Raw genomic sequence first — 25,320 nt, forward strand, 5'->3', positions numbered from 1 at the left:
TTATGGCTGCGTATTTTTCAATTATCTTAGTCGCAATCACCTTAATAACAGGTATTGTATGGTTAATGGATAAGTTTTATTTAGCTCCGCAAAGAAAGGTCAATTTAGCTGATGCTAAAAGTCAATGTAACGGTGAATTGGCTGCTGATGTTGTTGAGAAAATTTCTGAACCGTCTCCCTTAGTGGAAACATCCGTTCAAATATTCCCTGTTATTGCTTTTGTTTTGATTTTGCGTTCATTTTTATATGAGCCATTTCAAATCCCATCAGGTTCTATGATGCCAACATTGCTTGATGGAGACTTTATCTTAGTTAATAAATATAACTACGGTTTAAAAGATCCGGTAACTCGCACTAAGTTCTATGAAAATGGCGCACCTGAGCGAGGTGATGTTGTAGTATTCAAATATCCAGAAGATCCACGTATTGATTATATTAAGCGTGTAATTGGCTTACCTGGTGATCGTGTTATTTATCGAAATAAGCAGTTATTTATTAAGCCTGCCTGTAAAGAAAGCGATGAAAAATGCCCTGAATTCACTCCCGTTGTTCAAACATTAACAGGCAAATATGAAGGGCCTGATGCAGAAGCTGATATGAAGCAGTTTGTTTCGGCAATGCCAAATAGATCTCATGACATATTAAATAACAGTCAAACATTGCCTAGAACTAGGCACTATTACCCTCAAGCAGGAACTGGACAAGATGAATTTTTAGTACCAGAGAATAGTTATTTTGTCATGGGTGATAATCGTGATAATAGTTTAGATGGTCGTTTCTGGGGCTTTGTTCCTGATGAAAACCTTGTCGGTGAAGCTGTGGCTATATGGATGAGCTTTGATTTCGAACGTGGTGAAGATAGCTTTTTACCAACTTGGATACCTACAGGCGTTCGTTTTGAACGTTTGGGTGCAATTAATTAAATTGGCTACTTACATTGACAAAATTATCCTTAAAAAAGTCGAGCCAGTCTGTGAAAGCTAATCCGCATGACCTAGCAAGGTTAACGAAGAAAATTGGTTATCAATTTAAAGACTCTTCGTTGTTGTTACAAGCTTTAACGCACCGAAGCGCTAAAGGGCAACATAACGAACGTTTAGAGTTCCTGGGGGACTCCATCCTTGGTTTTGTTATTGCAGAAGCATTGTTTGAAAAGTTCCCAAAGCACGATGAAGGTGATTTAACGCGTATGCGCTCTAGCTTAGTAAAGGGCGTGACCTTAGCTGAAATTGCTCGAGATTTTAATTTGGGTGAATGCTTAATATTAGGTCCTGGAGAACTTAAAAGTGGTGGTCATCGTAGAGAGTCGATTTTAGAAGATGCAATTGAAGCTATCATAGGTGCAATCTATTTAGATTCAGATATCCAAAATTGCAAAAAATTAATATTGCATTGGTTCTCGAAACGTTTAAGTGTAATTAAACCTGGCAATGAGCAGAAAGATCCTAAAACTCGCTTACAAGAATATTTACAGGGAAGAAAGATAGCCTTACCAAGCTATGAAGTGATTGATACCACAGGTCAGTCGCACAATCAGCAATTTACAGTGCGTTGTGTCGCTGATGTTATTGAGCAAGAAGTGATAGCGAAAGGAACAAGCCGAAGAAAAGCTGAGCAAGCAGCGGCAGAACAAATTCTTAATCTAATAACACAAGCAAAAATAGAAAAGCCAAAAGCAGCAAAGCCATCAAAGCGTGCCGGCTCTCCCAAAACTAAGTAACTAATAGGAAGATATATGACAAAGTTAAATGAGCACGAGAGTGACAGCTTTGCTGGTTTAGTTGCTATTGTTGGTCGCCCTAATGTGGGTAAGTCAACCTTGCTCAATGCCTTGCTTGGCCAAAAGATTAGTATAACTTCACGTAAACCACAAACCACACGTCATCGAATCTTGGGTATTCTAACTGAAGGTAATCGACAAGGTATTTTAGTCGACACTCCTGGATTACATAGTGATGAAAAGCGTGCGATCAATCGTTTGATGAATCGCGCAGCAAGTAGTTCAATTAGTGAGGTTGAGCTGATTGTCTTTTTGGTCGAAGGAACATTATGGACTGCTGATGATGATTTGGTGCTAAATAAAGTGAAGCAAAGCGGCGCGCCATGCATATTAGTGGTGAACAAAACAGATAATATTTCTGATAAAGATGAGCTATTACCCCACTTACAAAAGTTGGGTGCAATGCATGACTTTAAAGATATTGTGCCAATTTCAGCGAGCAAAGGTCATGGTGTGGATACCATTAAAGAACTTTGTCTGAAGGCGCTACCTGAAGGGGGTTTTTGGTTTCCTGAAGATCATATTACTGACAGATCGAGTCGCTTTATGGCGTCAGAAATCATTAGAGAAAAGCTTATTCGCTTTACGGGTGATGAATTGCCATATTCGACTACCGTAGAAATTGAACAATTTAAAATGGATGAAAAGGGCGTTATTCATATCAATGCCCTTGTTTTAGTTGAGCGCGAAAGTCAAAAACGCATGGTTATTGGCAATAAAGGTGAGCGACTAAAGACTATTGGCCAAGAAGCAAGAAGAGATATGGAAAACCTTTTTGAAAGCAAAGTTTTTCTAGAAACTTGGGTTAAAGTTAAGTCAGGCTGGGCTGATGATGAAAGAGCTTTACGTAGTTTAGGTTACGGTGATGATTATTCAGGCTAATGGCAATGGCTGACCAGCAAGCCTTTGTATTACATAGTAGGCCTTACCGAGATAATCAGCACTTGGTTGATTTACTTACGGTTAATCAGGGGAAATTGTCAGCGTTAGTGTATATTGGTCAATCTAAACGTTCTATTAAAAAAGCGCTAATACAACCTTTTCTGCCTTTAAACATAACGGTGAAAGATTTAGGAGCGATTAAAAAAATCACCTCTATTGAAACCGCGAGTAAATCTTATCAACTTCAGAAGAATTACCTCTATAGTGCTTTTTACTTGAATGAACTACTGATACGTCTTTTAAGTCAAGATATTCCTTGTGAATCTTTATACCACCAATACCATCAAACCATTCAATTATTAGCCGAGCAACAAAAGATTGCACCATTGTTAAGGCGATTTGAGTTAAGTTTACTAGCAGAATTGGGGATGTCATTCGATTTTGAACCCATCTTTGAGTATGATGCTTATTGTTTTTCGTATATGCCAGAGCAAGGCTTTGTCGTTTGTGAAAATCAGTACCTTAAAGCATTAAATCAAACACAGTTAACGAATACTTTTTTAACGCAACATTTGAAAGAAGTTGCGCAGCATATAGAAAATAGTAAGGTGGCTTTATCTGATGCCGCAGCAAAGACTTATAAGCAGTTAATGCGCCAAGTTATAAATCAATTGCTTGGTAATAAGCCATTGAATAGCAGAAAACTATTTAGCTCAGTACGCTAAAATACCCAACATCATTGAGTTGAAAGAGAAAGGAAATGAAAGAAATATTATTAGGTGTGAATGTTGATCATATTGCAACATTAAGACAAGCAAGAGGCACAAACTATCCTGATCCTGTTTACGCAGCAAGTGTTGCTGAGCATGCAGGTGCTGACGGTATTACCGTGCATTTACGTGAGGATAGAAGGCATATACAAGATAGAGATATCTATGTGTTAAAGCAAACATTACATAGTCGTATGAATTTTGAAATGGCTGTAACTGATGAAATGATTGATATCGCCTGTGAAGTAAAGCCTGAATTCTGCTGTTTAGTTCCTGAGAAAAGAGAAGAGCTAACAACAGAAGGAGGTCTTGATGTGGTGGGGCAACTTGAGAAAGTTGCCTCTGCTGTGGCTAAGCTAAGCCAAGCTGGTATTAAGGTAAGTTTGTTTATTGATGCTGATAAAGCACAAATTGACGCGGCCTTAGCTAGCAAAGCTCCTTACATAGAAATACATACAGGCCATTATGCTGACTTAACCAATGAAGAAGAGCAATTAGCTGAACTTGAACGGTTAACACAAGGTATTAAATATGCACATGGCTTAGGCATTAAGGTTAATGCAGGGCACGGCCTGAACTACTTTAATGTGAAACCTATTGCAGCAATTGAAGAAATTATTGAACTGAATATTGGTCACGCAATTATTGCTAGAGCGGCTATAGACGGTTTAGATAAAGCGGTAAGAGATATGAAAAACCTTATGCTTGAAGCACGAAGCTAGCAGTTTCTCTGATTTTTAGGAGTTCTTCATGTCTGTAGTAGGCCTTGGTACCGATATAATAGAAGTAAACCGTATTGCAGACATGAAAGATGCTATGAGAGAGCGCCTTGCCAAAAGAGTACTCACGCCATGTGAGTACAAAAGGTATGAAGAAGCCTCAACTACAATTGCTAATGCCTTTTTAGCAAAACGTTGGGCAGGCAAAGAAGCGGCAGCTAAGGCCTTAGGTACCGGAATAGCAGATGGTGTTTCATTTCAGCATTTCACTATTGTTTCATTAGACAATGGCAAACCTGTTTTAGAATTAACCGATCGTGCGTTAACGATTGCACAATCGTTAGGGGCTACTCACTGGCATATTTCTCTCGCTGATGAAACTCACTATGCGACAGCAACGGTTATTTTGTCAAAATAGTAAAAAAATCCACATTTATTAACTTGATTCGTACTGGTTGAAATTTAATCGTTTTTTCCTGCACTGTACGTAGCGATGACGTGAAAGTCTTTAAAATTCACTATTTCAACTTTTTCTTTCTTAAATATCTGGTCTACACTTAGTTTGATTAGGTGCCGGTTAATTATACACCCAAGTTGGAGAAAGAAATGCAATCACAGACAAAACCTATGATTGAAAGGAGAACGGAAGCTCCTGAACAATCAGTATGGTGGAATAAACTTTCGCTTGCGCAAAAGTTTTCTGCCAGTAGTTTGGGGAAGTTTGGATACGAATTATCCTTTGTAAGGAATGAGCAAGGTCGCAGTTTAGCTGTGTTAACTTGTAGTGGTGGTGTTGCCGTCATCACTGAAGATGGAGAAATTAATACTTCGCCAAATATTAAAATCAGATAAGTTAGCTTTGTTTAGGCAGAACTAGCTATTTACACGGACCCAGAGTTAACTTATCTGCCTTATCTATTGTTACGTTTCCTGTTCAGTGAAGGTTTTAAAAGCAGAAGGTGCTGCAGAAATAACTTGCTCAATGTGTTCAAAAAACTCCATAAATTCAGGCTCTAACTCCGTTAAGCTAATCCCCATTTTTAATTGTGTTTCTATCTGACTGGTTATGGTTGATAGATTGGGAGTACCAGTATAACAACATGCTCCATTTAGCTTGTGAATTAAACTTTTCACTTGTTCGGTATCTTTCATTGCAATAGCCTCGCTGATGCTATTATGAGTAGCCGGTAAACTTTCAACCAAGCCCTCGAGCATCTCTTTAGCTAAATCAGTTTTATTTGCTGCTCGTTTTAAGGCTAATGGCCAATCAATGACGCCTTTGCTATTAAGCGAGGGTATTGTCGATGCCTCAGGGGATGTAATAGCCATTGAAGATTTTTCTATTGAACTTTTAACGTCATCTTCATTATTGTTAATAAAATGAGAAAAATCACAATATTCATAAATAATATGTCGAAGCATGGTTTCATCAATAGGCTTAGTCATATATGCATTAAAGCCTTGCTGATACATTTTTTCTTTTTCGCCACTTAATGCATGTGCGGTGACAGCGATAATAGGAGTTTCAATATTTAAGCTGTCTTCTCTTATGGATTTTAAAGTACTAATTCCATCCATAACAGGCATCTGAATATCCATAAATATTAAGGCAAAGTGCTCATTTTTGCATAGAGCTAGTGCGTCTTGGCCATTATCTGCGAGGATTACTTCTGCGACTTGTTCATGTAGTAGTGCTTTGATCAGTTTTAAATTTGCTTCATTATCATCAACAGCCAAGACTTTAATAGGCAGTATTTTCTGTTCCGTAGTCGTCGCCATCACTATATCATCATGACTCAACGGCTGTAGGGCTTTGCTCAGCCGAGATGCATTGATTGGTTTACTGAGGCAATTCATAGCGCCATTAGCGATTAATGCTTCATGTAAGCTTGGGGAGTTACTATTGAGCGTTAAATAGATTGCCGGAGAGACGGGTGTCACAAGGGCAATTAGTTTTTTTAGTTCACTTAATGCCGTTGAAGTATTGCTGTGACCTATTAGTGCATAGTCATAAGTTAAACCAACTTGTTTTGCGTGTGTAACGACTTGCTCTAATTGATGATTATTGACAATTGACGTCACATTCATTTGCCAATTATTTAGAATGGCGAGTGTTGCATTGCGGCTGTGATCGTTTTCTTCGAAAAATAAGATACTCTTATTTGATAAGTGATGATTATCTAGCTCGAGAATTAAAGGCATAGGGTTAATTTCACATTGGAAAGTAAACCAAAAACTTGAGCCTTGGTTTTTCTCACTGGTGAATCCAATATTGCCTGACATTTCTCTTGCTAAACGCTGGCAGATGACTAAACCTAAGCCTGTTCCTCCGTATAAACGTGTAATACTCTGATCTGCCTGAGTAAAAGCGTCAAAAATTGTGCGCTGCTGTTTTTCCGTCATACCTATACCGGTATCTTTGACGGTAAGTTTCAACAATACATGTTTTTGATTTATTTGTTCACTGGTGACATCAATTTCAATACTGCCTTGTGGAGTAAACTTAATAGCATTACTGATTAGGTTAGTGGCAATCTGCTTAATACGCATAACATCGCCTACGAGAGAGTCGGGTAGGTTTTGTTTGATATTAATTGACATTTCAAGTTCTTTTTTATGTGCTGAAGGAGCTAATAATGCCAGTGTTTCCTCAAGAGACTCATGTAACAAGAAAGGGATATTCTCTATTACCATTTTGCCTGCATCAAGTTTAGAGAAATCTAAAATGTCGTTAATTATTGTCAACAAGTTATTAGCTGAGCGATCAATAGTTTGCAGGTAATCTCGCTGGCTATCTGTTAAAGGTGTTTTTAATACTTGTCGGGTAAAGCCAATTACGCCATTAAGTGGCGTTCTTAGCTCATGGCTCATATTAGCTAAAAATTCAGATTTAACTTTATTGGCTTCTTGGGCTTTTCGTTTAGCTATGCTGAGTTCAACGTTTTGAATCTCGAATTGCTCAAGGCTTTCCCGTAAATCTATGGTTGCTTGGTCAATGCTTGCTTGCATTTCATTTTGATAACCATGTATAGATTGCGCCATGGCATTGATACCAGTTTTAAGCAGGTTAAGCTCTCCCATTAACAGCCCACTGACTCGACTTTCTAACTTACCTTCTCTCACTCTATCAATTGCTTGCACCATAGAATTAATAGGCTTGGTCACTTGCCTTATCAATTTTATTGCAAACAATGCACTGAGTAATGTGCCAAAGAGTGCAACGGTAAAGGCGATCAGTGTTTGGCTTTGCTGCTCAAATTTGAGTCTATTCTTATTGACTTGAATAGCAACATAACCAAGTTGTGTCGGTTGGCTAAGTTGATCTTTATTTTCCGATGAAATCAATGTGATGCTATTAAAACTAAATGCTTTTTTACTTGGTGTTGAAGTGGGATGATTGATTAGTGTTTCTTCGAGAATAGCTGCTCTATAGATAATATAATCGTTAGTTTCTTCAAGCTGAGTGTAATTATTTAAGGGAGCTTCTTGTTTAATCCTCATTAATTCAGTATTGCCATTATAGGCACTAGTGACAAAGACTTGGTTGTCACGGGTAAAGATAATAATACTGTCAATAATACTTGACTGAGTACGATGCGTGAAACCGATTAATTGTCGTAATTTCTCTCTATCTTTGTTGATAAGAGGATCTTTACTCATGATAGCCAAAGGTTCAATGATGCTAAAAGCTCTTTGATTGATAAAGTTATCTAACTCAACATGACGACTGTAAGAAAAATATCCAGCTAAGCCAAAGGCAATAATACCTGTAGGAATAATGGTTATTAATATTACCCAGTCTTTTAAACTTTTTTTATGCATTTCTTTTGAACTTTTCTATTTGACTTAGTGTAAAATAAGCACCGAAAAACACCGTTGCTGTAGCATGAACACAGTAACCTTTTAGACATAATGTCATAAGCTTGCATCAAATTATAGCGCCAAGCAATGAGATAAGGTAAAGATGGCAAACTTTTTTAAAGCGTCAAAGAAAAATAAAGCCGCAGGACAAATATTAACTCTAACAATAGAGCGGTTAGATTTGAATGGCTGTGGCGTAGCTAGGTATAACAAAAAGCCACTTTTTGTTGCTGAGGCGTTAGCTGGTGAGTTGGTTGAAGTAAGGTTAATCGAGCAAAAAAATAAATTTGCTAAAGCTAAATTATTGAAGGTTATAACGCCAAGTCCTGCACGTAAGCAAGTTAAGTGTCAGCACTTTTCTGTATGTGGAGGTTGTGACATTCAGCCGTTAAGTTATGAACAGCAGCTCTCTTTTAAGCAAGCTAAAGTTGCGGAGTTATTTGCTCGGCAAGATTTCAAAGAGACTTTACCTTGGCAGCCAACAATTAAAGGCTCACCATGGCATTATCGTCGCAAGGCAAGAATTGGAGTGCAGTTTAATAAGCATGGTCAACCTATTGTGGGTTTTAGAGAAAAAGCGAGTAGCCATTTAACGGCCATTAAAAACTGTCCAGTTTTAGTTGAACCGCTAGCCCCTATTTTTGTGGAATTAAAGTCGCTTATTGAAAAACTATCAGTAAAACAAGCTATTGGTCATGTAGATGTTATATGGGCAGCAGTCTCACAGTGTGGTATTCCGCAAGGGATTGTCAATATAAGACAGCTTAAAGTGATGAATGAGCATGATGTTGCATTGTGGCAGCAATTTGGTGACAAGTTTAACTATGCGCTGTTTGTCGATAATGGCATACAAACTGTAGCTATTGATGAGTATTTAACTGCATCAAGTGAACCTTCTGACAATATGCCTTTCTCATATCCTTTGGCAAATAAGGTAAATATAGCTTTTGGGATAAAAGATTTTATTCAAATCAATCATGAGGTGAATACCCAAATGATAGCTCAAGCCATTGACTGGCTTGAGCTTAAACAGAGCGATAATGTACTTGATCTCTTTTGCGGCTTAGGTAATTTTAGTTTAGCCATCGCAAAACACGTTGCTAACGTGGTTGGGGTTGAAGGCGTGCAAAGTATGGTTGATAAGGCATTAAAAAATGCGAAACGAAATGGCATTGAAAACTGTCAATTTTATCAAGCAAACATTAATGAAAGCTGGCAAGCGCAACCTTGGTTTAATGAGTATACAAACACGAATGAACATCAGTTTAATAAAGTGTTATTAGATCCAGCAAGAGCTGGTGCAGAAGAAGCGATGCCCTATATTGCTATGGTCAAGCCAAGTTCTATACTCTACGTCAGTTGTGACCCGGCGACACTGGCAAGAGATAGTGAAATTCTAGTGGGACATGGTTATAAATTGAATAAAATTTCAATTATAGACATGTTTTCTCAAACCAAACATGTTGAGTCTATGGTATTGTTTACACGTGCTTAGTCCAAGTTATTACCCGAAGGAAAACCTATGGTTTCGGTTAGAAAATCTCATCAAATATCGGTAAATAGTTTTCAACAATGGCTTAATTCCCTTGAATTAACGGATAGCAAGAAAGAAGCTATTTCAGCAATGTGGACGTTAGTCGCTGATTTTTACGCGGCAGAAACACAAGAGCCCAAAATTGAACTAACCAAGTCAATGGAAATGGTAGAGATACTTGCATCACTTAATTTAGATGGTGATTCACTCATTGCCGCCTTTTTAACGCCACTACTCGAGAGTAAGTTGATTGAAATGGCATATGTTGAAGAGCATTTCTCTTCTTCTATTTTGTCATTGTGTCAAGGCGTTGAGCAAATGGCCGCAATCAAGGCGTTGAGGCAGCAACAGTCAGCAAATAATGTCGATAATATTAGGCGCATGTTACTTGCCATGGTTGAAGATGTTCGAGCGGTTGTGATTAAGCTGGCTGAGCGTTTATGTGATTTGCGTGAGAAGAAAAATAGCGATGAAGAAAGTAGGGTGCTTGCAGCCAAAGAAAGTGCCAATATCTATGCGCCTTTAGCAAACAGACTTGGTATTGGGCAATTAAAATGGGAGCTTGAAGATATATCTTTTAGGTATTTGCACCCAAAAGTCTATAAGAAAATTGCCAAATTGCTCGACGAAACAAGGCTTGAGCGTGAAGGTTATATGGCAGACTTTGTTGGAAACATTAATCAACAATTGATTGAATTGAACATTCGAGGTGAAGTCTATGGTCGTCCAAAACATATTTATAGTATTTGGAAGAAAATGCAGCAAAAGTCACTCGATTTTGAGCAATTGTTTGATGTTAGGGCGGTACGTATTGTTGTTGAAAAAATTCAAGATTGCTACTCAGCATTAGGTATAGTGCATACCCAATGGAAACATTTAGCTAAAGAGTTTTCAGATTATGTTGCGACGCCAAAGCCAAATGGTTATCAGTCTATTCATACGGTAGTGCTTGGGCCAGAAGGTAAGTCAATAGAAGTGCAGATCCGCACAAAACAAATGCATGATGATGCTGAGTTAGGTGTTGCTGCGCATTGGCGTTATAAAGAAGGAAATGCCAGCGGAAAAGCCAACAGCTTTGACGATAAAATTAGCTGGTTAAGAAAAATATTGCAATGGCAAGATGATGTTGCTGAGAGTGGAGAACTCCTTGAAGAGCTCCGTAGTCAAGTCTTTGAAGACCGTATCTATGTGTTTACTCCTGGTGGTGATGTTATTGATTTACCCATGGGTTCAACGCCATTAGATTTTGCTTATTATATTCACTCAAATGTAGGGCACTGCTGTATAGGCGCGAAAGTTTTTGGAAAAATAGTGCCATTTACTTATCAATTGCAAACGGGTGATCAGGTTGAGATTTTAACGAGCAAAAAGCCCAACCCAAGTCGAGATTGGCTAAACCCAAACTTGAATTACATTCATTCTAGTCGTGCTAGAGCAAAGGTTCAGAGCTTCTTTAAATTACTCGATAGAGATAAGCATATTGTTCAAGGTAAGGAGTTATTTGAAGCTGAAATTGCAAAATATAATTTTGCTCATGTTGACTTATTGGCCGCAGCAAAACGCTTCAATATGAATACTGCTGAAGATTTATTTGCAGCATTGGGTTCGGGTAACGCTCGCTTACAACAAGTGGTTAATTTCTTTAGCCACGAAGAGAGTAAACTAAAGCCAAAAGAAGAAATCGACCCGCAAAGTCTAGTAAGGCAAAGTTCGTCACAAAAAAAACTTGCAGCCGATAGTAATGGTATCACTGTCTCTGGGGTGGGTAATTTGTTAACCCATATGGCGAAATGTTGTCAGCCAGTACCAGGTGATAATATCGCAGGTTTTATAACGCAAGGTCGAGGCATATCAGTACACCGCAAAGATTGTGAGCAATTAGCAAGTTCTTTGAACCAACAACCCGAACGAGAAGTCGAAGTACAATGGGGCGATGAGAATAAACAAAGCTATCAAGCATCAGCACATATCATTGGCAGTGAACGCCAAGGCTTGCTAAGGGATATTTCTACCATCATTGCCAATGAGCGTGTCAGTATTATTGGTATGGAGAGTAATACTGATCATATCAAACAAACGGTGAGTATGACGGTAAAAATGGAAGTACCTAGTAGTGAACTACTGATGAGAATCCTAGAAAAATTGCGTCAACTTGATGATATTATTGAAGTTAAGCGCCTTTAACTAGTTCGTATATGAATTTTAGTCTTCTCAATAAAAAGCCAGTTAAAATCAGTAAAAGTAAGTGAAAGTATAATTATGCTAAATGATGCCCCATCAATTAATAAATTACGTTGGATAATGTCTCAATTGCGAGATCCACAAGCAGGTTGTCCATGGGATATAAAGCAAGACTTTGCTTCAATTACCCGGCATACCTTGGAAGAAGCGTATGAAGTTGTTGATGCTATTGAGCAACAAGATTTTGTTGAACTAGAAAAAGAGTTAGGCGACTTATTATTTCAAGTTGTTTTTTACAGCCAACTAGGTGATGAACAGCAGTTATTTAACTTAGACAGTGTAATAGCAGCAATATGTGAAAAGTTAATTCGTCGACATCCTCATGTTTTTGCTAGTACAGATTTACAAACCGACGAAGAAATTAAAGCGAACTGGGAAAATGAAAAACGTCTTGAACGCGAATTGAAATACCAAAGTGAAAACGATAAAACGGATGGTTCAGCTACTATTTTAGCCGACATCCCTAAAAGTCTACCTGCACTGTCACAAGCGGCTAAAATTCAAAAACGTTGCGCACACGTGGGTTTTGATTGGCATAATATTGAAGATGTTTTTCAGAAAATAAAAGAAGAAGTGCAAGAAGTTGAAGAAGAACTATATGCCAAGCCTATGAATCAAGAGGCCTTAGCGGAAGAGCTAGGTGATTTAATGTTCGCCGTTGTAAATCTATGTCGCCATGCGAAAGAAGACCCAGAAACATTGTTAAGAAAGGCAAATCAAAAATTTACTAAGCGCTTTAATGCAGTGGAACAACTCGCTAATCAATCAGGAAAAGCGTTTGAAAGTCATGATTTAGAAGAACTAGAACAATACTGGAGCCAAGTGAAAACATTAGAGAAAGCCCAATCATGATAGTTGATGAAAAAGTCAGTGCTGCTCAGCATAATGAATCTGATAATAATATTGCCCAAGTAACCATTGGCTTAACGAATCCTAAAAGCCCAAGTAATGTGGGTGCTGTAATGCGAGCCGCAGGTTGTTATCACGTATCGCAAGTCCTTTATACGGGGAAACGATATGAACAAGCAGCAAAACATAACAGTAATAAACTCGCAACTGATACCAAAAAAGCAAGGCAAAACATCCCGTTAAAAGCTGTAGACTCTTTCACTGATCTAATGGACACACTGGATAATCTTAGTAATACGACTAAAATTATATGTGTAGATTTAGTTGAAGGAGCAACGCCATTACCTCATTTTCAACATCCTGAACATGCGGTTTATATCTTTGGTCCAGAAGATGGCACCATAAGCCAGCAAGTTATAGATTGTGCTGATGAAGTGGTTTATGTACCTACCAAAGGGTGTATGAATTTAGCTGCCTCAGTGAATGTACTTTTATATGATAGGTTAGCCAAACTTGAATTGGAGAAGGGAAAGAGTCATAGGGCAGATAATGACTTGATTCGTCGAAGTAGAGATACTAATAACAAAGTAAAAGTTAAGAGTTAAAGCAGTCGACATTTTATCACTTTTAATAAGCAGGATTTAATATGGAACAAACAGTAAACCATGGTGTAGCAAAAAAAAGTAAAGCCTTACTACTTAAGGCTGTCGGTATTTTGTTTGTTGGTTTAGCTGTGCTCGGTGTAGTATTACCCATATTGCCGACAACCCCATTTTTATTAGTTGCCGCGGCGTGTTTCGCTAAATCATCACCACGACTTCAGCGCAAACTTATGGCGAATAAAACCTTTGGGCCATTAATTCATGATTGGCAAACCCATCGCAGTATTCCACGCAAAGCGAAACGAATTGCATTGTTAACCATAATACTTTCAGTTGTTTGGTCGGCCTTTTTGTTAAAAAGTTGGCCATTAACCTTGCTAGTGATTGCATTAGTAACAGGGCCTTTTATTTTCTTATGGCGTTTACCCTTAAGTAAATAATCTTAATTCTGCTAAAGATTTAATTTTAAGTATTGGTATTGGTATTGGTATTTTAATATTCCGTTGATTAGAAAAAAGCCCATTAACTAGACAGTTAATGGGCTTTTTATAGTCTTGCTTGCTCTACTAATTAAGCGAGTGCTTTTGCAACTATGGCAGCTAGGTGATCTGGTAAGGTTAATGATAATGCTATTTCATGACCTTTAGCAGACATTTTATGCCATGTTTTTTGTACGATACGTACTATTTTCTCTTCAGTGTATTTGGCAGCAAACTCGTCAAAGTAATGCTGAAGAAATACTAAACAGGCGACATCCTCAAGGGTTTGTGTATCGCTGTTTGTTTTAAGCTTTTCTTTACGTAAAGTACTGGCTGTTTGGTTAATCTCATCTTCTGAATAACCATGCTCTTTCATGATTTCTGAAGTAAGTTGCGCATGAAACTTCCCTTGTGCAATACGCCATGCATAATATCCTGCTTTACCTTCTGCAAACTCAGCACGTTTTAAATGCCAACGTTTAATATGTTGCGCACGCACTGCTATTTGCAATAATTCATTAGCTTCAGGCCAATATTTATCAAGGCACGCTGTCATTTGATGGCCATAGACGAGTTCTTTAGGTTTTTGTTCACCGTCTATATCAATGAGGTTTGGATCTTGGCTGTTGATATCGTCAATAGCGTTAAGTACTTGTGATAATGGTTGTTTCTTATTCACAGTGTCTACAGTCATTCAGTTAAATCTCTTTTTAAATGAGCTACAAAGTAGCATTTTAAATTGTTTTGTTAAGAGTAACAGTTAATAATTTTTATCTGAAAGTTTTTTTATAACTATTTTGTCATCATGGCATGGTTCTTATTGTCGTTGACGTGGCTTTTCAGTATAATACTTTCCCGTCCTGCTGGTTTGACTATACTCTTCTTTGAACTGAACTATTTAGCGATAGTGGTATAAGCAATTACAGCGCAAAATTTCTGTTTTTCCTGACTTCTGGGTAGCACATGACAACTAGATATATTTTTGTAACTGGCGGTGTTGTATCGTCTCTTGGTAAAGGTATTGCAGCGGCTTCATTAGCAGCAATTCTTGAAGCACGTGGTTTAAAAGTTACCATGTTAAAATTGGATCCTTATATTAATGTTGATCCAGGTACCATGAGTCCTATTCAACATGGTGAGGTTTTTGTGACAGAAGATGGCGCAGAAACTGATCTCGATTTAGGTCATTATGAACGATTTATTCGTACCAAAATGACTAAAGGTAATAACTTTACTTCGGGTCGAATTTACCAAGATATTTTAGCGCGAGAGCGAAAAGGTGAGTTTTTAGGTGCAACGATTCAAGTTATTCCACATATTACTAATGATATTAAGCGTCGCGTCGTAGAAGGTGCTGAAGGTTACGATATCGCTATGGTTGAAGTGGGCGGTACTGTGGGTGATATGGAATCACAACCATTCCTAGAAGCGATTCGTCAATTAGCATTAGAAGTTGGCCGTGATCGCGCTATGTTTATGCACCTTACGCTAGTCCCTTACCTTGCAGCTTCAGGTGAAATCAAAACTAAACCAACTCAGCATTCTGTAAAAGATTTACGTTCAATCGGTATTTTGCCTGATCTATTAGTTTGTCGTTCAGATAGAGCTATCCCCAACTCTGAGCGAGCAAAAATAGCATTATTCACTAACGTTGAAGAAAGAGCTGTTGTATCAATGCGTGATGTTGACAGTATTTATAAGATTCCAGCGTTGTTAAAAGCACAAGGAACGGATGAAATTGTAGTTAATCGTTTCGGCCTTGATGTACCAGAAGCTGATTTAACTGAGTGGGAGCAAGTGCTTTATCAAGAAGCAAACCCTAAAGGTGAATTAACTGTAGGTATGGTTGGTAAATATATCGAATTACCCGATGCATATAAGTCAGTGAATGAAGCGCTTAAACATGCTGGTTTGAAAAACCAAGTGAATGTAAATATCAAATATATTGATTCGCAAGATGTTGAAGTTAAAGGTGTAGAGATACTGCAAGAGCTAGATGCGATTTTAGTTCCAGGTGGTTTTGGCGAGCGCGGTGTTGAAGGGAAAATTCTAGCGGCACAATATGCACGTGAAAATAAAGTACCTTACTTAGGTATTTGTTTAGGTATGCAAGTTGCTCTAATTGAATATGCTCGAAATGTAGCAGGCCTTGAAGGCGCACACAGCACAGAGTTTGATACTGAGACTGCCCATCCAGTCATTGGTTTAATCAGCGAATGGTTAGATGAAGAAGGTCAAGTTGAATACCGTAATGAACAGTCCGACTTAGGTGGAACGATGCGCTTAGGTTCGCAATTGTGTCACTTGGTGAAAGGTACCAAGGTATGCGACGTATATGGTAGTGAAACCATTAATGAAAGACACCGTCATCGTTTTGAGGTAAATAATAACTACCGTGAACAATTAAGCAAAGCAGGTTTAATTTTCTCGGGGCTATCGTCAGATAAGAAATTAGTCGAGGTGATCGAAATTGCCGATCATCCATGGTTTGTGGCGGGTCAATTCCATCCTGAGTTCAATTCAACTCCTCGTGATGGGCACCCACTATTTGAAGGCTTTATTGCTGCTTCTTTTGAGTTGCAAAAACAGCAAACAAACTAAAAAGATTGATAATTTAAAACCGTAGCTATTGCTGCGGTTTTTGCTTTAAAAACTAAAGTAATGTTTAACCCATTTATATTTTTCGTTCGTAACTTGTAGAACGCCATATTAAGTAAAACTTAGGAAAGACAATGTCAAAAATTAGTAAAATTTTAGCTCGTGAGATCATGGACTCTCGTGGTAACCCAACTATTGAAGTTGATGTTTACCTTGAATCTGGTGCTTGGGGGCGTGCAGCGGCACCATCTGGTGCATCTACCGGTTCACGTGAAGCATTAGAATTACGTGATGGTGATAAAGCTCGTTATTTGGGTAAAGGTGTATTAAATGCCGTTGCTGCTGTGAAAAACTCAATTACACCTGCACTTGTTGGACAAAATGCACTTGAACAAGCTGCCATTGATAAACTAATGATTGATTTAGATGGCACAGAAAACAAAGAAAACTTTGGTGCAAACGCAATTTTAGCAGTATCACTTGCTGTGGCTAAAGCTGCTGCAGCAGACAAAGGTGTTCAATTGTTTGAACATATTGCTGATTTAAATGGCACTCCTGGCGTTTACAGCTTACCTGTTCCTATGATGAACATCATCAACGGTGGTGAACATGCTGATAATAACGTAGATATTCAAGAGTTTATGGTTCAGCCTGTAGGCGCTAAAAACTTTAGTGAAGCATTACGTATGGGCGCTGAAATTTTTCATGCATTGAAGAAAGTATTATCAAGCAAAGGGTTAAATACTGCCGTAGGTGATGAAGGTGGTTTTGCTCCTGATTTAGCATCAAATGCTGATGCATTAGCAGTTATCAAAGAAGCGATTGCTGCTGCAGGTTACACTTTAGGTACTGATATTACGTTAGCACTTGATTGTGCTGCTTCAGAGTTCTTTGATAGTGAAAAAGGTATTTATGATCTTAAAGGTGAAGGTAAGCAATATAGCTCAAATGAGTTTTCAGACTTCTTAGGTACCTTATGTGAGCAATATCCGATTGTTTCAATTGAAGATGGTTTAGATGAGTCTGATTGGGATGGTTTCAAATACCAAACAGAATTACTAGGTGATAAAGTGCAAATCGTTGGTGATGATTTATTTGTAACTAACACTAAGATTTTAAAAGAGGGTATTGATAAAAACATCGCTAACTCTATTTTAATCAAATTCAACCAAATTGGTTCACTTACTGAAACCTTAGCAGCCATTAAAATGGCTAAAGATGCTGGTTATACGGCTGTTATTTCGCACCGTAGTGGTGAAACTGAAGATGCAACCATTGCGGATTTAGCTGTAGGTACAGCTGCAGGCCAAATTAAGACTGGCTCATTATGTCGTTCTGATCGTGTTTCTAAATACAATCAATTACTAAGAATTGAAGAGTTTTTAGGTGATAAAGCAATTTACAATGGTCTTTCTGAAATCAAAGGCCAATAGCAATCAATACGTTTGCTATATAGCAAATATTACGTCGTTATTTGTACTCATTGACTAGCGTCAACTCCGTGCAAATGCCTTGTACTATTGCTATATAGCTGCAGTATTCATTATTATTTTGTTTTGATAAAAGCAATTAATAAAAAACGCAGCTAACGCTGCGTTTTTTATGCTCGCTAGTTTGCATTGACAATGCGCTTTAAGAAAACTCTTTAAGTGTTTCCATGATTAACTGGGCGGTTTCTTTGGGTCTTTCAAGGGGGAACATATGCCCTCCAGGTACACTACTTAATTGCATTAACTTGTTTAATTTAGTGAATTTTTTGAAAAAATGGGTGGGGCAAACATCTGTTTGCTCGGCAAATATGAGTTTCGCGGGCACAGTAAGTTTATTTTTATATGAGTTTAAATTTGTGGGTAATTCTCGAAAAATAGCCGCTTCAATGTCAGCGCGAAAAGCGAGTTCTAGCTGATCATTTTTTTCAATAATGCCATGTTTAACGTAATCATTTAAGCATCGAGGATCAAAGTTTTTAAATAAACTTCGTCGAGAAAATAACTCAACAACATTACTATTTATTGGCCAGTGAGAGCGTCTTTTTTTGGCTCTGCCTGCGGGGCTAAATTTATCAATTAATTTGGTTTTTTTTAATATTCTGGCAATCATTGCAGCTGAACCTGTGAAAACAGGTGGATCAATCATAATTAATCCCTTAAATAAATCGGGACGTTGACATACTGCAAGAAAAGAAAGTACACCACCAAATGAATGCCCTACGGCAACAACAGGCTCTCCAAATTGATGCTGTTCTTCAACATATTGAATTAACTGTTCAACTAAGGGCTGCCAGTTATCTTTAACTGGATATTTGGGATCATGACCGTATTTGTCTAATGCAATTACATTTATATTACTGGGAAAGCTGTCAAATAGCGCTTGGTAACTTCCTGAAGGAAAGCCATTTGCGTGTACAAAGTTTAGAGTTGTTTGAGTCATTGAGAAAAGTTTTAGCTGACATAAAGGTGAACGCTAAATTTAAACACCTGTTTGAAAAAAGTCAACAAGTTGTTAATCTTACCGATAAGCCATGAATTAATACAAAATAGGCGGCTCAGTTACTTTGAGATTGAAGGCATTAAAAAACCCAGTAAAGGTACTGGGTTTTTATTATGTTATATGTAGCGGTTTAAAATTCATCTAGCATATATTCTAAAGAGTCTTCATATATCCTTAGCTCTTTTTCTAGTTGGAACTTATCTCTTAGTAACTCAATTTCACGCCACTTTCTTTTTTTTGTTGACGTTGCTCGGTTGGTGGTTGGTTGGTTTCTTGATTCTAACATTTGGTTATTGTTATCCATAAAGCGCCCCTTATTTCCTAAAAAATAAAATCAACTGCACCTATTTAATATCATAATTTTTTACGCTTTAAAACGAAAAAACGCATATTTTTTATAAAATATGCGTTTTTATTCATCATTATGTGATGATGATTTAAGCTAATTGCATGCGTTATAGCATTTCAGCTAATTGCTTCTCAAGTTTTACTTGGTCAATAGCGAAGTTACGAATACCTTCAGCGAGCTTTTCAGTTGCCATTGCATCTTGATTCATTTCCCAGCGAAATTGTGCTTCAGTTAAAGCTTCGTCATTAGCTGGATTTGGCGCTATAGCTTGAAGTTTTTGCACTACAGTGTCGCTATTACTATCAAGTTCATCCATTAGTTGAGGACTGATTGTTAAACGATCACAACCTGCTAGTTCAAGTATTTCACCTATGTTTCTAAAGCTAGCTCCCATTACTACGGTATTATAGCCTTGCGCTTTGTAGTAGTTGTAAATACTGGTAACAGAAATAACACCTGGATCTTCATCACTGGCATAATCCCTGCGACCAGTATCCTTTTTATACCAATCTAAAATGCGACCAACAAATGGAGAGATCAAATATGCGCCAGCTTCAGCACAAGCTCTTGCTTGAGCAAAACTAAATAACAACGTTAAATTACAATTGATGCCTTGCTTTTCAAGTTCTTCGGCAGCTTTAATACCTTCCCAAGTTGAAGCTAATTTAATGAGAATTCTATCATTACTAATACCAGCTTCATTATACATGGCCATTAGTTTATGGGCTTTTTCGATAGAGGCATCGGTATCAAAAGATAAACGTGCATCAACTTCAGTAGAAATTCTACCAGGAATAATTTTTAATATTTCTAAGCCTATCAATACAGATAACTTATCTGCGGCATCAATTACTTGTTGCTCAGCATCATTAGACTGTTCTTTTGCCCAGGCGACAGAATCGTTAAGTAATTGTTGATAGCTTTCTAACGCTGCAGCTTTTAACACCAAAGATGGGTTAGTGGTAGCATCTTGAGGCTGAAATTTAGCAATGGCTTCGATATCGCCTGTATCGGCAACAACCGTGGTCATTTTCTTTAGCTGTGCTAGTTGTGAAGAAGGGTTTGTCATGATGATACCTTTTGCTTTTGGAAATTATTTAATAACCATTGTGGTTGTTTGTAATTCATTGTGAATGTAGCTGTTGAAATATTACAACATAATTTAGTGAATGTACTATTTAAAAAGCACTTTGTCTTAGTTTTAAATGAAAAAGTTGGTGAAATTACTATTTTTGATAATAAATATTGTTTTTATGACAAGTTAGTGAAGCTGTTCTAACTTGATTTGCTTATGTTATAGTTACTATTCCTACGAATTGATAAGGCGATAGCCAGAATAATCTTGTTATGTTACTAGTTGTTTCTCCAGCCAAAAAATTAGATTTTGAATCCCCCTTAGCTACAAATAAATTTAGCCAGCCGACTTTACTAGAGCAGAGTCAATTATTGATTAATGACTGTGTTAAATTAACACCAGATGAAATCGCAAGTTTAATGAAGTTAAGTGATAAATTAGCCGGATTAAATGCAGCGAGGTTTGGCGAATGGTCTCAACCATTTACTACTGAAAATGCACGACAAGCAGTACTGAGTTTTAATGGTGATGTTTATGCAGGGTTAGATGCTAGCAGCTTTTCTGAGCAGGATTTTGATTTTTCCCAGAAGCACTTGCGCATTTTGTCGGGCTTATATGGTTTGTTAAGGCCACTTGATTTAATGCAAGCTTACCGTTTAGAAATGGGGTGTAAGCTTGCTAATGTTCGTGGGGATAATTTGTACCAATTTTGGGGCGAAATTATTACAGATGAACTCAATAAAGTCCTTGCAGAGCAAAGTGGTAATACGTTGCTAAATTTAGCTTCAACCGAATATTTTAAATCAGTTAAGAAAAAGACCTTAAACGCTAATATTATCACGCCAGCATTTAAAGACTGGAAAAATGGTCAATATAAAATGATCAGCTTTTATGCCAAAAAGGCGCGTGGCTTGATGGCTAGGTATATTATTCAAAACCAAATCACCGATGTTGAACAAGTGAAAAATTTTGATTTAGCGGGCTATGAATATAATGAAAGCTTCTCTAAGGGAAATGACTGGGTATTTACACGAAAAGAAGTTGGCTAGCAGCTATACTTTGTTTAGTTATTTTTTTAGTTAATCAGTAGTCAATCGGGTTAGTAAAAATACTTTTTATAACATTTTCATGGAGGCAATATGTTAACTTTGCTTGCTAAATTATTTCATGCACTTAATAGTGACAGTTCAATTAGGCAAATTGCATTAGCCATTGCGCTGGGATTTTTCTTTGCTTTAGCCCCTTTCTTTAGTTTGCATAACTGGGTGATCTTCTTCTTTGTACTTTTGATAAAAGTTCACTTAGGTAGCTTTATTCTTTCGGTAGGTTTTTTCTCAGCGTTAAGTTACCTATTATCACCTTTGATTGTTTGGCTCGGTGAGTCATTATTAACTGCTCCAGTTTTAACTTCATTCTTTACAACGATGTATCAATTGACTTGGTTTAAACTAGCGCATTGGCATCATACCTATACCTTTGGAGCCTTTGTACTTGGTTTGGTACTGTCAGTCCCTATTTACTTCTTAGCCAAGGTTTTTGTAGAAAAGTATCGAGTGCACATTATGGCGTTTTTTCAGAAGTTTAAAATTGTTCAAGCATTGAAAGCTTCGAAATTTTATAAAATTTACTTAAGCATCTCGGGTAACAATATGGGAGCAAGCTTATGAATCGATATATTCGATGGCAAGGACTCGCAGTTTTTATCGCCTTAATTGGTTTGATGTGTGCTTTTGTCTACTTTTTTGCCGGTACACTTGCTAAGAGCGGTATTATCGCTGCAGCAGAAAGCTCTTTTGGTGCCGAAGTAAATATTGATAAGGTTGAAGTTAATTTTTCTCCCGCAAGTATTACCATTAAAAGTATGCAAGTAACCGATAAAGCGGAACCAATGCATAATTTATTTAGCTTTGCACAAGCAAAAGCCAGTGTAGATATTTGGCAGTATTTGTTTGGTAAAGTGGTGATTGATACTTTTGATGTGGAGCAGCTTCAGTTTAACGATAAAAGAACAACTGCAGGCGCTGTTTATGTCACTGTGGCTAATGAAGAAGGTGAAGGGGCTAAAGGGTTAACAGATAAATTACCTGATTTTGATTTAACCTTGCCAGATACTAAGACTTTATTAGAAAACAGTAATTTACATACAGTTAAAGCTGCTGAGCAGTTAGAGCTGACTTACCAGCAAGAGCAAGAAAAACTTAAATCATTACAAGATACCTTACCATCTAAAGCTAAATTGAAGGCATATCAAGCGCGGGTGAAGGCGTTAGCTGATAGAAAAATTAAATCCCTTGAAGATTTAGAGCAATTAAAAGCCGACTTTAATAAAGTTAAAGCCTCTTTCAAAGAAGATCAACTTGCCGTTAAACAGGCTAAAGAACAACTAAAACTGAGTAAAAGTAAAATTTCAAAGCAGTTAAATGAGCTGAAATTAGCGCCTGAAAAAGACTGGCAAGAAATTGAAAGTAAGTATCAATTAGCGAGCTTAGATGCTGAAGATTTTGCACATATTCTATTTGGCGATAAGGCAAGAGATTATTATCAAAGCCTAGAACAAGTTTACAATTTGTTAAGCCCTTATATTAAAGGGAGTGCATCAAAAGAGGCTCATGATAAAAAGCAGTTTACTACAGGGCGCTTTATCTCTTTTGAAGAGCAGGATCCATACCCCGAGTTTTTGTTAAAACAAGGAACATTATCGTTGGTGCTACCACAGGGGGATTTTTCAATAGCACTGAATGAGATCACTCATCAACATTGGTATCGAAATAAAGCCAGTGAACTTTCATTAAGGTCAAAGACTCAAGGGCAAGTGCAATTAGATAGCGAGTTCACCTTAAATCAACAAGGCACTTTTAATAGCGATGGTAAATGGTCTGTAAACAATTTAACGCTTCCTCACAGTGAGATTGCAAATACAAAAGCCTTAACGTTAAATTTAACTTCAGGTTTATTAGCCGGAGTTGGTAGTTATAGTCTAGAAAATAGAGAACTTCTATCTGATGCAAAACTGCAACTTACCAAAGCTGGTTATGATGGACAAGCGGCAACTAAACTAACATCAGTGATTCTGGAAACGTTAAATTCGCTGGATAGTTTAGATCTAACGGTTAATGCAAGTGGAGATCTTTTAGAGCCTATCCTGTCTATGTCATCATCTCTTGATAAAGCACTTTCAGGTGCGGTTAAACAGCAAATAGCTAACAAGTTATCAGGCTTTAAAGGAGATCTTTCGACAGGGCTTAATGGCAAGGTTACAGACACGCTAGAATTAAATAGCGGTAATGCTGACGAAATTATTAATTTTGAAAGCATATTAACTGATACTGATCAGTCACTTGAAGATCTAAAAAATTCTGATGTGGTAAAACAACAGCAAGATAGATTAAAAAATAAAGCTGAAGATAAATTGAAGAAAAAATTGGGTAAATTGTTCGGTTAGTAATATTATCCAAATTGCTTAACAAAGGGGTGGTATGCGTTGAAATGCCACCTTACTGTTTGTGAATTGATTTTATAAATTAAAATATCTTCCTCAAAATTCTATTACCCCCTCATATCTAATTAAGGACGAGCATTGTGGTTTTACTTAGGCAATTTAACTTGTCAGATATTCCATTATTAGTGAAGTATCTAAATAACACCTTAGTAACTCAATATATCACTGATGCGATTCCAAAGCCTTACACTCAAGATGATGCCAAGTGGTGGGTTAGTCAGTGCCAAGAAGATAGCCTTTTTAAAGCTATTGAATTTAATGGTAAATTTGTTGGCTGTATTTCAGCGCAATTAGGTCAATTTGAATACAATCAAAGTGCAGAGCTAGGTTATTGGTTAGGTGAAGAACACTGGAGTAAAGGCATAGCCACGAAAGCTGTAGAGCTCTTCTCTCAAAGTTTACTTGAACAACATGCTTTAGTTAGGCTGTTTGTTTCGGTAGTCTCAACAAATACTGCTTCAATTAGAGTACTAGAAAAGAATAACTTTGTTTTAGAAGGCAAGCTTAGTAAAGCTTCTTATAAAAATGGCCAATACTTTGATGAATTATTATTTGCTAAAGTGATTGAGGAAAAGTAAGGAGAAAGTAAATGCAGCAAGGGTTATGGAAAAAGCTAAACCTGAAAGAGCAATCAACTATCGCAATAATTAATGCACCTGAAGAGTTTTCTCCATTTTACTCTGAGCTGAAAAATGTGAGTGTTGAAGATTCATTAATCACTGCTAAGCAGCTTAATTTTTTTATGATTTTTACTAAATCAAAAGCAGATGTTCAACACTATACTGATGCTGTTATTGCCCATACTCTAGGCGATTGTGTGGTATGGTTTGCATACCCTAAAGCTAGCTCCAAGCGTTATAGTTGTGATTTCAATCGAGACAATGGCTGGGACCCTTTAAAAAATATTGGCTTTTCTGGGGTTAGGCAAGTAGCAATAGATGAAGACTGGTCTGCGTTGCGTTTTCGCAGAACTGAATTTATTAAGTCAAAAAGTAGCTCGTAGTCGCTAATTAACTAGGTGTTATATGAATATTTTAATTGAAACCGAACGATTACAAATGCGTCAATTTACCCTTGACGATGTTGATGCGGTGTATGAATTTGGCCATAGCGAAGAGGTCACCCGCTATACCGGTGATGCAGGCGCAATAAAAAATAAAGCAGATGCTCAAAGTATTATTGAGAATGTTTGGCTAGCAGAATATGAAAAATATGGTTACGCACGTTATGCGCTAATTCATAAAGCTGATAATAAAGTCATTGGTTTTTGTGGCGTTAAATACGAGCCTGAATTAGGTTGTCCAGATATTGGTTATCGAATGTTAAAACAATATTGGGGGCAGGGACTCGGTTTTGAAGCTGCAGAGGCTGCGCTTAATTACGCGCGTAATGAGCTTAAATTAGCACGTGTTGTTGCTGAGGTGGTTGATGAAAATACCGCTTCAGCGAAAATCCTGCAAAAACTAGGTTTTACTCATACAAAAACCTATCAAGAGGACGGTTTTACCGTTCATTTTTATGAGTAAGGTAGTGATAAGCGGTACAAGTTAAGGTTCGTATTTTTACTACTAGTTTGATAATTGATTGGACAT

General features: G+C 37.4%; 25 protein-coding genes. 20 read left to right on the forward strand and 5 right to left on the reverse strand.

Annotation, left to right across the window (positions count from 1 at the left end; genetic code table 11):
- Positions 1–2 precede the first annotated feature (2 nt).
- From lepB to EPA86_RS06250, 7 genes are all read left to right on the forward strand, one after another.
- Positions 3–923 carry a signal peptidase I gene (lepB, locus tag EPA86_RS06220; RefSeq protein WP_140602564.1) on the forward strand — a complete coding sequence of 307 codons (921 nt, stop codon included), beginning with the start codon at positions 3–5 and terminating at the stop codon, positions 921–923.
- A gap of 50 nt (positions 924–973) precedes the next feature.
- Positions 974–1,720, forward strand: a complete 747-nt coding sequence (gene rnc / locus EPA86_RS06225) for a ribonuclease III (RefSeq protein ID WP_140602604.1) — start codon at positions 974–976, stop codon at positions 1,718–1,720.
- Positions 1,721–1,735: 15 nt separating this feature from the next.
- Entirely contained in the window at positions 1,736–2,662 is a 927-nt protein-coding gene (era, locus tag EPA86_RS06230; RefSeq protein ID WP_140602565.1) for a GTPase Era, read from the forward strand.
- 5 nt (positions 2,663–2,667) lie between these two features.
- Positions 2,668–3,387: a DNA repair protein RecO gene (gene recO / locus EPA86_RS06235; RefSeq protein WP_140602566.1), complete on the forward strand. Its 720-nt coding sequence runs from the start codon at positions 2,668–2,670 to the stop codon at positions 3,385–3,387.
- A 35-nt stretch (positions 3,388–3,422) separates the two neighbouring features.
- On the forward strand, positions 3,423–4,154 hold the full coding sequence (gene pdxJ / locus EPA86_RS06240; RefSeq protein ID WP_140602567.1) for a pyridoxine 5'-phosphate synthase: 732 nt from the start codon (positions 3,423–3,425) through the stop codon (positions 4,152–4,154).
- A 28-nt stretch (positions 4,155–4,182) separates the two neighbouring features.
- Positions 4,183–4,569, forward strand: coding sequence for a holo-ACP synthase (acpS, locus tag EPA86_RS06245; protein ID WP_140602568.1), 387 nt, complete (start codon positions 4,183–4,185; stop codon positions 4,567–4,569).
- Between the two features lie 188 nt (positions 4,570–4,757).
- A complete protein-coding gene (locus tag EPA86_RS06250; protein ID WP_140602569.1) occupies positions 4,758–5,003 on the forward strand; it encodes a hypothetical protein in 246 nt (81 codons plus the stop codon).
- Between the two features lie 69 nt (positions 5,004–5,072).
- Here the strand turns inward: EPA86_RS06250 and barA are convergent, their stop codons facing one another.
- Positions 5,073–7,973 (reverse strand): two-component sensor histidine kinase BarA, encoded by a 2,901-nt coding sequence (gene barA / locus EPA86_RS06255; RefSeq protein ID WP_140602570.1) that lies wholly within the window; start codon positions 7,971–7,973, stop codon positions 5,073–5,075.
- Between the two features lie 142 nt (positions 7,974–8,115).
- Between barA and rlmD the strand changes: the two genes are divergently transcribed.
- The 5 genes from rlmD (at position 8,116) to EPA86_RS06280 (ending at position 13,678) form a co-directional block, all read left to right on the forward strand.
- Complete coding sequence (rlmD, locus tag EPA86_RS06260) at positions 8,116–9,507, forward strand: 23S rRNA (uracil(1939)-C(5))-methyltransferase RlmD (protein WP_140602571.1); 1,392 nt, start codon at positions 8,116–8,118, stop codon at positions 9,505–9,507.
- A 27-nt stretch (positions 9,508–9,534) separates the two neighbouring features.
- Entirely contained in the window at positions 9,535–11,730 is a 2,196-nt protein-coding gene (relA, locus tag EPA86_RS06265) for a GTP diphosphokinase (protein WP_140602572.1), read from the forward strand.
- A 75-nt stretch (positions 11,731–11,805) separates the two neighbouring features.
- Positions 11,806–12,639 (forward strand): nucleoside triphosphate pyrophosphohydrolase, encoded by an 834-nt coding sequence (gene mazG, locus EPA86_RS06270; RefSeq protein ID WP_140602573.1) that lies wholly within the window; start codon positions 11,806–11,808, stop codon positions 12,637–12,639.
- Positions 12,636–13,241 carry an RNA methyltransferase gene (locus EPA86_RS06275; RefSeq protein WP_140602574.1) on the forward strand — a complete coding sequence of 202 codons (606 nt, stop codon included), beginning with the start codon at positions 12,636–12,638 and terminating at the stop codon, positions 13,239–13,241. The genes mazG and EPA86_RS06275 overlap by 4 nt, the downstream gene beginning before the upstream one ends.
- 41 nt (positions 13,242–13,282) lie before the next feature.
- On the forward strand, positions 13,283–13,678 hold the full coding sequence (locus tag EPA86_RS06280; protein ID WP_140602575.1) for a YbaN family protein: 396 nt from the start codon (positions 13,283–13,285) through the stop codon (positions 13,676–13,678).
- 130 nt (positions 13,679–13,808) lie between these two features.
- Here the strand turns inward: EPA86_RS06280 and EPA86_RS06285 are convergent, their stop codons facing one another.
- Positions 13,809–14,411 carry a DUF4202 domain-containing protein gene (locus EPA86_RS06285; protein ID WP_140602576.1) on the reverse strand — a complete coding sequence of 201 codons (603 nt, stop codon included), beginning with the start codon at positions 14,409–14,411 and terminating at the stop codon, positions 13,809–13,811.
- 269 nt (positions 14,412–14,680) lie between these two features.
- Here EPA86_RS06285 and EPA86_RS06290 point away from each other — a divergent pair, with 269 nt between their 5' ends.
- Positions 14,681–16,318, forward strand: coding sequence for a CTP synthase (locus EPA86_RS06290; RefSeq protein WP_140602577.1), 1,638 nt, complete (start codon positions 14,681–14,683; stop codon positions 16,316–16,318).
- A 131-nt stretch (positions 16,319–16,449) separates the two neighbouring features.
- Positions 16,450–17,748: a phosphopyruvate hydratase gene (gene eno, locus EPA86_RS06295; RefSeq protein WP_140602578.1), complete on the forward strand. Its 1,299-nt coding sequence runs from the start codon at positions 16,450–16,452 to the stop codon at positions 17,746–17,748.
- Positions 17,749–17,947: 199 nt separating this feature from the next.
- Here the strand turns inward: eno and EPA86_RS06300 are convergent, their stop codons facing one another.
- From EPA86_RS06300 to tal, 3 genes are all read right to left on the reverse strand, one after another.
- Positions 17,948–18,745, reverse strand: coding sequence for an alpha/beta fold hydrolase (locus EPA86_RS06300; protein ID WP_140602579.1), 798 nt, complete (start codon positions 18,743–18,745; stop codon positions 17,948–17,950).
- A 190-nt stretch (positions 18,746–18,935) separates the two neighbouring features.
- Positions 18,936–19,109, reverse strand: a complete 174-nt coding sequence (locus tag EPA86_RS06305; RefSeq protein WP_140602580.1) for a DUF3545 family protein — start codon at positions 19,107–19,109, stop codon at positions 18,936–18,938.
- Positions 19,110–19,260: 151 nt separating this feature from the next.
- Positions 19,261–20,223, reverse strand: a complete 963-nt coding sequence (tal, locus tag EPA86_RS06310; protein WP_140602581.1) for a transaldolase — start codon at positions 20,221–20,223, stop codon at positions 19,261–19,263.
- A 278-nt stretch (positions 20,224–20,501) separates the two neighbouring features.
- Between tal and yaaA the strand changes: the two genes are divergently transcribed.
- From yaaA to EPA86_RS06340, 6 genes are all read left to right on the forward strand, one after another.
- Positions 20,502–21,278 (forward strand): peroxide stress protein YaaA, encoded by a 777-nt coding sequence (gene yaaA / locus EPA86_RS06315; RefSeq protein ID WP_140602582.1) that lies wholly within the window; start codon positions 20,502–20,504, stop codon positions 21,276–21,278.
- Positions 21,279–21,368: 90 nt separating this feature from the next.
- Positions 21,369–21,896 carry a TIGR03546 family protein gene (locus EPA86_RS06320; RefSeq protein WP_140602583.1) on the forward strand — a complete coding sequence of 176 codons (528 nt, stop codon included), beginning with the start codon at positions 21,369–21,371 and terminating at the stop codon, positions 21,894–21,896.
- Positions 21,893–23,671 carry a TIGR03545 family protein gene (locus EPA86_RS06325; protein WP_140602584.1) on the forward strand — a complete coding sequence of 593 codons (1,779 nt, stop codon included), beginning with the start codon at positions 21,893–21,895 and terminating at the stop codon, positions 23,669–23,671. The genes EPA86_RS06320 and EPA86_RS06325 overlap by 4 nt, the downstream gene beginning before the upstream one ends.
- A gap of 137 nt (positions 23,672–23,808) precedes the next feature.
- A complete protein-coding gene (locus tag EPA86_RS06330; protein ID WP_281284862.1) occupies positions 23,809–24,306 on the forward strand; it encodes a GNAT family N-acetyltransferase in 498 nt (165 codons plus the stop codon).
- 11 nt (positions 24,307–24,317) lie between these two features.
- Complete coding sequence (locus EPA86_RS06335; RefSeq protein WP_140602586.1) at positions 24,318–24,731, forward strand: hypothetical protein; 414 nt, start codon at positions 24,318–24,320, stop codon at positions 24,729–24,731.
- A 22-nt stretch (positions 24,732–24,753) separates the two neighbouring features.
- A complete protein-coding gene (locus EPA86_RS06340; RefSeq protein WP_140602587.1) occupies positions 24,754–25,254 on the forward strand; it encodes a GNAT family N-acetyltransferase in 501 nt (166 codons plus the stop codon).
- The last annotated feature ends 66 nt before the right edge of the window (positions 25,255–25,320 follow it).

The organism is Litorilituus lipolyticus, assembly GCF_006439335.1.
GTDB lineage: Bacteria > Pseudomonadota > Gammaproteobacteria > Enterobacterales > Alteromonadaceae > Colwellia > Colwellia lipolytica.

Bases quoted from the DNA above. Each gene is read 5' to 3' on its own strand.
- lepB (WP_140602564.1), top strand. From the start codon at position 3: ATGGCTGCGTATTTTTCAATTATCTTAGTCGCAATCACCTTAATAACA.
- era (WP_140602565.1), top strand. From the start codon at position 1,736: ATGACAAAGTTAAATGAGCACGAGAGTGACAGCTTTGCTGGTTTAGTT.
- recO (WP_140602566.1), top strand. From the start codon at position 2,668: ATGGCTGACCAGCAAGCCTTTGTATTACATAGTAGGCCTTACCGAGAT.
- pdxJ (WP_140602567.1), top strand. From the start codon at position 3,423: ATGAAAGAAATATTATTAGGTGTGAATGTTGATCATATTGCAACATTA.
- acpS (WP_140602568.1), top strand. From the start codon at position 4,183: ATGTCTGTAGTAGGCCTTGGTACCGATATAATAGAAGTAAACCGTATT.
- EPA86_RS06250 (WP_140602569.1), top strand. From the start codon at position 4,758: ATGCAATCACAGACAAAACCTATGATTGAAAGGAGAACGGAAGCTCCT.
- barA (WP_140602570.1), bottom strand. From the start codon at position 7,973: ATGCATAAAAAAAGTTTAAAAGACTGGGTAATATTAATAACCATTATT.
- rlmD (WP_140602571.1), top strand. From the start codon at position 8,116: ATGGCAAACTTTTTTAAAGCGTCAAAGAAAAATAAAGCCGCAGGACAA.
- relA (WP_140602572.1), top strand. From the start codon at position 9,535: ATGGTTTCGGTTAGAAAATCTCATCAAATATCGGTAAATAGTTTTCAA.
- mazG (WP_140602573.1), top strand. From the start codon at position 11,806: ATGCTAAATGATGCCCCATCAATTAATAAATTACGTTGGATAATGTCT.
- EPA86_RS06275 (WP_140602574.1), top strand. From the start codon at position 12,636: ATGATAGTTGATGAAAAAGTCAGTGCTGCTCAGCATAATGAATCTGAT.
- EPA86_RS06280 (WP_140602575.1), top strand. From the start codon at position 13,283: ATGGAACAAACAGTAAACCATGGTGTAGCAAAAAAAAGTAAAGCCTTA.
- EPA86_RS06285 (WP_140602576.1), bottom strand. From the start codon at position 14,411: ATGACTGTAGACACTGTGAATAAGAAACAACCATTATCACAAGTACTT.
- EPA86_RS06290 (WP_140602577.1), top strand. From the start codon at position 14,681: ATGACAACTAGATATATTTTTGTAACTGGCGGTGTTGTATCGTCTCTT.
- eno (WP_140602578.1), top strand. From the start codon at position 16,450: ATGTCAAAAATTAGTAAAATTTTAGCTCGTGAGATCATGGACTCTCGT.
- EPA86_RS06300 (WP_140602579.1), bottom strand. From the start codon at position 18,745: ATGACTCAAACAACTCTAAACTTTGTACACGCAAATGGCTTTCCTTCA.
- EPA86_RS06305 (WP_140602580.1), bottom strand. From the start codon at position 19,109: ATGGATAACAATAACCAAATGTTAGAATCAAGAAACCAACCAACCACC.
- tal (WP_140602581.1), bottom strand. From the start codon at position 20,223: ATGACAAACCCTTCTTCACAACTAGCACAGCTAAAGAAAATGACCACG.
- yaaA (WP_140602582.1), top strand. From the start codon at position 20,502: ATGTTACTAGTTGTTTCTCCAGCCAAAAAATTAGATTTTGAATCCCCC.
- EPA86_RS06320 (WP_140602583.1), top strand. From the start codon at position 21,369: ATGTTAACTTTGCTTGCTAAATTATTTCATGCACTTAATAGTGACAGT.
- EPA86_RS06325 (WP_140602584.1), top strand. From the start codon at position 21,893: ATGAATCGATATATTCGATGGCAAGGACTCGCAGTTTTTATCGCCTTA.
- EPA86_RS06335 (WP_140602586.1), top strand. From the start codon at position 24,318: ATGCAGCAAGGGTTATGGAAAAAGCTAAACCTGAAAGAGCAATCAACT.
- EPA86_RS06340 (WP_140602587.1), top strand. From the start codon at position 24,754: ATGAATATTTTAATTGAAACCGAACGATTACAAATGCGTCAATTTACC.